The sequence below is a fragment of the Ruegeria sp. BG5 genome (genome assembly GCF_056538425.1).
The window spans coordinates 2,184,421-2,191,732 of sequence record NZ_JBQFTC010000001.1; the positions used below are offsets into that span (position 1 = coordinate 2,184,421).

The window sequence follows — 7,312 nt, forward strand, 5'->3', positions numbered from 1 at the left end:
ACGCAACGTAGCCAAGCCGGAAAAACTCGTTTACCACACGGTTAGATACCAGAAGGGAGCCGTATCGCTGATGTCTGACTCACGCAGCCAAAGACAAGCCGCGCTTGACTATCACGCCCATCCAAAACCCGGAAAGCTTGAGATCAAGGCCACAAAGCCAATGGCCAATGGTCGCGATCTGGCCCGCGCCTATTCGCCCGGCGTGGCCGAGGCGAGCCTTGAGATCAAGGCCGATGCGTCGAACGCGGAGCTTTATACCTCGCGCGGGAATCTGGTGGCAGTGGTGTCGAACGGAACGGCTGTTCTGGGGCTGGGCAATATCGGCGCGCTGGCCTCGAAGCCGGTGATGGAGGGTAAGGCGGTCCTGTTCAAGAAATTCGCCGGAATCGACTGTTTCGACATCGAAGTGGATCAGCCCGACCCGGAAAAGCTGGCCGATATCGTCTGCGCGCTTGAACCCACGTTCGGCGCAATCAATCTGGAAGACATCAAGGCCCCGGATTGCTTTGTCGTCGAAAAACTGTGCCGCGAGCGTATGAACATCCCCGTCTTTCACGACGACCAGCATGGCACGGCCATTGTGGTCGGAGCAGCCGCCAAAAACGCGTTGCACGTCGCCGGCAAGTCCTTCGAGGACATCAAGATCGTCTCGACCGGCGGTGGCGCGGCGGGCATCGCGTGTCTGAGCATGTTGGTCAAGCTTGGCGTGAAGCGCGAAAACATCTGGCTGTGCGACATTCACGGGCTGGTCTATGAGGGCCGCGAAGAGGATATGAACCCGCACAAGGATCAGTTCGCGCAGAAATCCGACCTGCGCACGCTGGACGACGTGATCGATGGGGCCGATCTGTTTCTGGGTCTCAGCGGCCCGAACGTTCTGAAGCCCGAAATGGTCAGCCGAATGGCCGATCAGCCGATCATCTTCGCGTTGGCCAACCCGACCCCGGAAATTCTGCCCCAAGCCGCGCGCGAGGTCGCGCCGGATGCGATCATCGCCACAGGGCGCAGCGATTTTCCCAATCAGGTGAACAACGTCCTGTGCTTTCCGTTCATCTTCCGCGGCGCGCTGGACGTTGGCGCGACCGAGATCAATGACGAGATGCAAATCGCCTGCGTCGATGGTATCGCCGAAATGGCCCGCGCCACCACCAGCGCCGAGGCTGCCGCTGCTTATAAGGGCGAGCAGCTGAATTTCGGCCCGGACTATCTGATCCCCAAACCCTTTGATCCGCGTCTGGTGGGCGTTGTGTCCTCGGCTGTGGCGCGCGCAGCGATGGACAGCGGCGTTGCCAAACGTCCGATCAAGGATCTGGATGCCTACAGGGAAAAGCTGAACCAGACCGTCTTCAAATCCGCCCTGCTGATGCGGCCTGTGTTCGAAGCCGCCGCTGCAGCCTCGCGCCGGATCGTGTTTGCCGAAGGCGAGGATGAACGGGTCCTGCGTGCCGCGCAGGCCGTTCTGGAAGAAACCACCGAAACACCGATCCTGATCGGACGGCCCGAGGTGATCGATGCCCGCTGCGACCGGCTGGGCCTGACCATCCGCCCCGGCAAGGACTGTCAGATCGTGAACCCGGAGAACGACCCGCGCTATTACGACTATTGGAGCTCGTACCACAAGATCATGCAACGCCGGGGCGTGACGCCGGATCTGGCCAAGGCCATCATGCGCACCAATACAACCGCCATTGGGGCGATCATGGTGCACCGGGGGGAAGCGGACAGCATGATCTGCGGCACGTTCGGCGAATATCGCTGGCACCTGAACTATGTCGAGCAGGTGCTGAACAAGGGCGACCTGCGTCCGCATGGCGCGCTGTCGCTGATGATTCTGGAAGACGGCCCCCTGTTCATTGCCGACACCCATGTCCGGCAATTGCCAACGCCCGAGGAACTGGCCGAATCCACCATAGGCGCGGCCCGCCATGTGCGGCGTTTCGGGCTGGAGCCCAAAATCGCCTTCTGTTCGCAATCTCAGTTCGGCAATCAGGCCGAAGGCTCGGGCAAACGCCTGCGTGCTGCCATCGAAATACTCGATCAGCGACCAAGAGATTTCATCTACGAAGGCGAGATGAACCTTGATGCCGCGCTGGACCCGGAGCTCAGGGCCCGGATCTTCCCGGCCTCGCGTTTGGAAGGGGCGGCAAATGTGTTGGTCTTTGCCCATGCCGATGCGGCAAGCGGAGTGCGGAACATTCTGAAGATGAAAGCCGACGGGATCGAGGTTGGTCCGATTCTGATGGGTATGGGAAACAAAGCCCATATCGTGACACCGTCGATCACAGCGCGCGGGTTGCTGAACATGGCGGCCATCGCCGGCACCCCAGTCGCACATTACGGCTGATGCGATGCGCGATTATGAAGCCGAACGCCTGCTTTGGCGTTCGGCGAGTCGTCGCCTTTGCACAGAAAAGTTAACAAATTTGCAATTTCCGCAAGGTTATTCAACTAAGCCCAAAAAACCAAACGGGTTTGCAATAATTTGCAGATCATTCCGAACCGAACTGCAAAGATTTTGCGATAAACTGACGCGGCGTCACAAGCGCCGCTTGTTTGATACGCGGCGGATACCTAACAACGTGCTCAGTGCTTTGGGAGGAAGACAAAATGGCATATCAGGACGTTTACGATAGCTGGAAAAACGACCCCGAGGCGTTCTGGATGGACGCTGCAAAAGGGATCGATTGGGACAAACCTCCGAGCAAAGCGCTGTTTGACGATAACGCCCCGCTTTATGAATGGTTCAGTGACGCGCAGGTCAATACCTGCTGGAACGCCGTCGACCGCCACGTCGAAAACGGGCGCGGCGAGCAGACCGCCATTATCTATGACAGCCCGATCACCCATACCAAGCGCGAGATCTCATATGTCGAGCTGCGCAACCGCGTCGCCACCCTGGCCGGGGCGTTGCGGGCCAAGGGCATCGAAAAGGGCGACCGGGTCATCATCTATATGCCGATGATCCCCGAAGCGCTTGAGGCGATGCTGGCCTGCGCCCGACTGGGTGCCGTGCATTCGGTGGTGTTCGGCGGTTTTGCCAGCAACGAACTGGCCGTCCGCATCGATGACGCACAGCCCAAGGCGATCATCGCCGCCTCATGCGGGATGGAGCCGGGCCGCGTGGTGCACTACAAACCCCTGCTGGACGGCGCCATCGACATGGCAAAGCACAAGCCCGAGTTCTGCGTGATTTTCCAGCGTGAACAAGAGGTTGCGCAACTGATTGAAGGACGCGACTTCAATTGGCACGGCTTCCAATACGGCGTTGAACCGGCGGAATGCGTGCCGGTTGCGGGCAATGATCCGGCCTATATCCTCTATACCTCGGGTACCACGGGTGCGCCGAAAGGGGTTGTGCGACCAACCGCCGGGCATCTGGTTGCGCTGAACTGGTCGATGAAGAACATCTACAATGTCGATCCGGGCGATGTGTTCTGGGCGGCCTCGGATGTGGGCTGGGTCGTGGGGCATTCCTACATCTGCTATGCCCCGCTGATCCACGGCAACACCACCATCGTGTTCGAAGGCAAACCTGTCGGCACCCCCGACGCGGGCACCTTCTGGCGGGTGATCTCGGAACACAATGTCCGTAGCTTTTTCACCGCCCCCACCGCCATCCGCGCCGTCAAGCGCGAGGACCCCAAAGGCGAGATGCTGGCCAAATATGACCTGTCCGGCTTGCGCGCGCTGTATCTGGCGGGCGAACGCGCTGACCCCGATACGATCATCTGGGCCCAGGACGCGCTGAAGGTTCCGGTGATCGACCACTGGTGGCAGACCGAAACCGGATGGACCATTGCTGGCAACCCATTGGGGATCGAGGAATTGCCGACCAAACTTGGCTCGCCCGCCAAACCGATGCCCGGCTATGATGTGCAAATCCTGGACGAGGGCGGCCACCCGATGAAACCGGGTGAGTTGGGCGCGATTGCCGTGAAACTCCCCCTCCCCCCCGGCACGTTGCCAACGCTGTGGAATGCCGAGGACCGTTTCCGGAAATCCTATCTGGAACACTTCCCCGGATACTACGAAACCGGCGACGCAGGCATGATCGACGAGGATGGATACCTCTATATCATGGCGCGCACCGACGATGTGATCAACGTGGCTGGCCACCGCCTGTCGACCGGCGGAATGGAGGAGGTACTGGCCGCCCACCCCGACGTCGCGGAATGCGCAGTGATTGGGGTCTCGGATCAGCTGAAAGGCCAGATGCCGGTGGGTTTCCTGTGTCTGAATGCGGGTGCCGCACGCGATCATGGCGACGTGGTTCAGGAGGTCGTCAAGATGGTTCGCGACAAGATCGGGCCGGTCGCGGCCTTCAAGCTGGCGGTCGTGGTGGATCGTTTGCCCAAAACCCGCTCGGGCAAGATCCTGCGCGGCACCATGGTGTCGATTGCCGACGGGCAGGACTACAAGATGCCTGCAACCATTGATGATCCGGCCATTCTGGACGAGATCAAAGCGGCCCTGCAAACCATCGGATACGCTCAGTAAGTCCGGGGCGGCCCGCGCCGTCCCCCCTTGCAACCTGACACAGGCCCCCTACTGTCACGATCAAACAGTGAGGGCCTATGACACAAAGCGATATCTGGCGTCTCAGCGCCACCGAGTTGACACAGCTGACCCGCAGCGGCGACTTGAGCGCCGAAGCCGCAACACAAGCCGCGATTGATCGGATGCATGCGGTCAATCCCAGCCTCAATGCGGTGGTCGAAGACCTGAGCGATCAGGCGCTTGGCCGTGCCCGAGATCTGGATCGGGCGCGCGCAACGGGCGAAGATCCCGGCCCGCTGTTCGGCGTTCCGGTAACGATCAAAGTTAATGTCGATCAAAAGGGCCACGCCACCACAAACGGCGTGGTCGCGTTGAAGGACGTGATCGCGCCGGATGACGCCCCGGTTGTGTCGAACCTGCAAAAGGCTGGGGCCATTGTGATCGGTCGCACGAACACGCCAGAGTTTTCCTTCCGCGCCGATACGGACAACCCGCTATACGGGCGCACCCATAACCCCTGGGGTCAGCATATCTCGCCCGGGGGATCGTCTGGTGGGGCCGGTGCTGCCGTGATGGCGGGTATCGGCGCGCTGGGTCACGGCAATGACATCGGTGGCAGCCTCAGGTTTCCCGCCGCCGCCAATGGCGCAGTTACGGTCAAGCCCGGCCTGGGTCGCGTACCCGCCTGGAACCCCAGCCAAAAGGCCGAGCGCGGATCGCTGGCCCAATCCATGTCGGTGCAAGGGCTGTTGACCCGGTCCGCCGCGGATCTGCACCTGTCGATGCCCAGCCTGATCGCGCCCGACGCGCGAGACCCTTTCCACGTGCCGATGCCTTGGCGCGGGGACGATCTGGAAGGGCCGATCAAAGTTGCCTTTACCAAAAACACTTTTGGCTATGCCCTTCACCCCGAGGTCGAAAAGGCGCTGGACACCGCGCGCGACGCGCTGACGGATGCCGGGTATCTGGTGGAAGAAATCGATCCGCCCGATGTCTTTGAGTGCGGGCGGATTGGCTATCGCTCGTTGATGGGCGAAGTGCTGACGCTGATGAAGTCGGATGTCGAGGCTGCGGGCTCTCAGACCATTCAGTACATCTTCGACGTCTATTTTCAGGAATTCCCGCCTATCGTCGAAACCGAGTTGCTTAGGATGCTGGCCAAACGCAGCCATTATGCGCGCGAATGGTCGCTGTTTCTACAGGATTACCCGCTGGTCCTGTCGCCCTTCCTGCCGCAACCCTTCTTCAAGCCGGACCGCGACACCGAAGGGGCCGAAGGCGTGCATGAGGTTCTGGGCTGCGCCGTTTATTCCTACGCGATGAACTTTCTGGGCCTGCCCGCCGCCTGCGTCCCTGCCCGTCTGGCTCAGTTGCCGAAAGGTCCGCAGCCCATCAATGTCCAGATTGCCGCGCGGCGCTGGCGCGAAGATCTGGCCGTGGACGCTGCCGCCGCCATCGAAGAACGTGTCGGGCAGATGTGTCTGCCACTATGGGACAGGCTTTCAGACGGGTAACCGCCCCAAACAAAATAGACCCCGGGTTATTGGGCCCGGGGTCCAGCTGCTTAAATATGCCCGGATTTCTGATGACGAGCGTAGCACCACCCACCCTCGCCAGCGCGAAATTTACGCAATCATTCGAAAACGCCGTACAGGTGGCCACTCACTCCCACCATAGCGTGATCTCCGAGCACGGTTAGATTAGCCAATCCGTAACGAATGCCGTGTGAACTTCTTCACACAAGAGAAAATAAATCTAAAAAAATCGCAGTTTAGGTGAATTGCTCAGAGATTAAGCGCTCTTCCAGACCATGCCCCGGGTCAAACAGGATGCGATGGGTGATTGCAGGCTCTGACCGAATCTCAACCCAGTCGATATCCGGGAATGAAATGGAATCGGCGTCGGCCATGACGGGGCGTTTGTCTGCGTCCAGAACGTCGAATCGAACGTTGGCAATCTTCGGCAGCAATGCCCCCCGCCAGCGGCGCGGCCGGAATGCGGCAATTGCGGTCAAGGCAAGGACGTCTGCTCCGATTGGCAGAATCGGACCATGGGCCGAGTAGTTATACGCAGTCGAACCGGCAGGCGTGGACAGAAGCGCGCCGTCGCAGACCAGTTCCGCCATCCGCTCGCGCCCATCGACGCTGATTTTCAACCGTGCGGCCTGCGGGCCTGCGCGCAGCAGTGAGACCTCGTTGATCGCCAATGCCTCGTGCAGCTTTCCCGATTGGTCCATGGCCCGCATGGCCAGCGGGTTGATGACCTCTTCCTGCGCATCTGCAAGGCGGGCCATCAGGTCCTCTTCGTGGAAATTGTTCATCAGGAACCCGATTGTTCCGCGATTCATACCGTATACCGGCGCGTCGAGATGCTGCATGTTCTTCAACGTGCGCAACATGAAACCGTCACCGCCCAGGGCAACCACCACCTCGGCGTCGCGCGGGGCGGCATTGCCATATTGTTCAATCAGGCGATCGCGGGCGTCCTGCGCCATCTCGGCCTCACTGGCGAGGAAGGCGATTCTTTTTTTCATTGGGTCTGGTTTCCGGTGCTACACATTTGGTTCCGAAACAAACATACCTTTCCTCAATAGGCCAGACTTGACGCCGCAGCGGGCCAAATCGTCGCTTTATGCCTTTTGCCGATGGTGGGTTTCCGATAGGAAATCCGCAAGTTTTTACCCCAGTCTATGGAGCGCAAATGAACGCCAACCTTCGTGATACGGGCTTTTTCACCCAATCCCTGTCCGACCGCGACCCGGAACTTTTCGGCTCGATCACATCCGAGCTGGGCCGCCAGCGCGACGAGATCGAGT

4 protein-coding genes are annotated in these 7,312 nt (G+C 60.1%); 3 read left to right on the forward strand and 1 reads right to left on the reverse strand.

The features are described 5' to 3' along the window. Positions 1 to 70 precede the first annotated feature (70 nt). From ACR0KX_RS10435 to ACR0KX_RS10445, 3 genes are all read left to right on the forward strand, one after another. A complete protein-coding gene (locus ACR0KX_RS10435) occupies positions 71 to 2,344 on the forward strand; it encodes an NADP-dependent malic enzyme (protein ID WP_170449323.1) in 2,274 nt (757 codons plus the stop codon). 263 nt (positions 2,345 to 2,607) lie between these two features. Continuing rightward, positions 2,608 to 4,497 carry a propionate-CoA ligase PrpE gene (prpE, locus tag ACR0KX_RS10440; protein ID WP_170449321.1) on the forward strand — a complete coding sequence of 630 codons (1,890 nt, stop codon included), beginning with the start codon at positions 2,608 to 2,610 and terminating at the stop codon, positions 4,495 to 4,497. Between the two features lie 77 nt (positions 4,498 to 4,574). Beyond that, complete coding sequence (locus ACR0KX_RS10445) at positions 4,575 to 6,011, forward strand: amidase family protein (RefSeq protein ID WP_170622089.1); 1,437 nt, start codon at positions 4,575 to 4,577, stop codon at positions 6,009 to 6,011. 257 nt (positions 6,012 to 6,268) lie between these two features. On the opposite strand, the gene ACR0KX_RS10450 is transcribed toward ACR0KX_RS10445, so the two are convergent. Beyond that, the gene (locus ACR0KX_RS10450) at positions 6,269 to 7,030 is read right to left on the reverse strand and encodes an NAD kinase (protein ID WP_170622090.1); all 762 of its coding nucleotides are present in this window, start codon (positions 7,028 to 7,030) and stop codon (positions 6,269 to 6,271) included. Between the last annotated feature and the right edge of the window lie 282 nt (positions 7,031 to 7,312).

Bases quoted from the DNA above. Each gene is read 5' to 3' on its own strand.
- ACR0KX_RS10435 (WP_170449323.1), top strand. From the start codon at position 71: ATGTCTGACTCACGCAGCCAAAGACAAGCCGCGCTTGACTATCACGCC.
- prpE (WP_170449321.1), top strand. From the start codon at position 2,608: ATGGCATATCAGGACGTTTACGATAGCTGGAAAAACGACCCCGAGGCG.
- ACR0KX_RS10445 (WP_170622089.1), top strand. From the start codon at position 4,575: ATGACACAAAGCGATATCTGGCGTCTCAGCGCCACCGAGTTGACACAG.
- ACR0KX_RS10450 (WP_170622090.1), bottom strand. From the start codon at position 7,030: ATGAAAAAAAGAATCGCCTTCCTCGCCAGTGAGGCCGAGATGGCGCAG.